The sequence below is a fragment of the Mangrovihabitans endophyticus genome (genome assembly GCF_014646155.1).
GTDB classification, from domain to species: domain Bacteria; phylum Actinomycetota; class Actinomycetes; order Mycobacteriales; family Micromonosporaceae; genus Actinoplanes; species Actinoplanes endophyticus.
The window spans coordinates 1-504 of sequence record NZ_BMMX01000215.1 but is presented as its reverse complement, the minus strand read 5'-3'; the positions used below and the strand labels follow the sequence as shown (position 1 = coordinate 504).

The window sequence follows — 504 nt, the reverse complement described above, 5'->3', positions numbered from 1 at the left end:
AGTTAGAGAAATTGGTATGCCCATAATCAAAAAAGCCATAATAGCGCAACCCAAACCACCTTTTTTTACCGATAAAATGCTTATAGCCTGTCATCACGCCTAGCCCATACATCGGCTGGTTACGGCCAGGAATGTTTTTATTGGTGCTAAGCATGGTGCGAGAAGTCCAATTAACCACGCAGTTAGCTTTAGTATAGCCTGGCGTTCCTGGCGTCCCTGAAGCTGGCTGACAGCCACAGGTCTGCCCGTCAGGAACTTTGCCATCATCATTAGCCGAAACATCTCCAAAAGGCACTTGAAACAACTCGCCGTTTTTATAAGCGTTTGTCTTTTGATCAGCCCTACCCACTTCCAAGCTAATCCCCACAAACGCGCCATTCTTTTCATGGGCATTTAAGGGGTTTGTCAGCCATAACGAACTCAAAAGAGCACCTAAAATTACCGAACCTTTTTTAGAAATATCTAAAGATTGAGCTATCAAAACAGATTCCTTACGATTAAAAT

The 504-nt window shown here is 43.5% G+C and carries 1 protein-coding gene; it reads right to left on the bottom strand.

The window, feature by feature from the left end; translation table 11 throughout:
* Positions 1-504: outer membrane beta-barrel protein (locus IEY73_RS34985; protein ID WP_229716467.1), on the bottom strand; the 504-nt coding region annotated here is incomplete at both ends.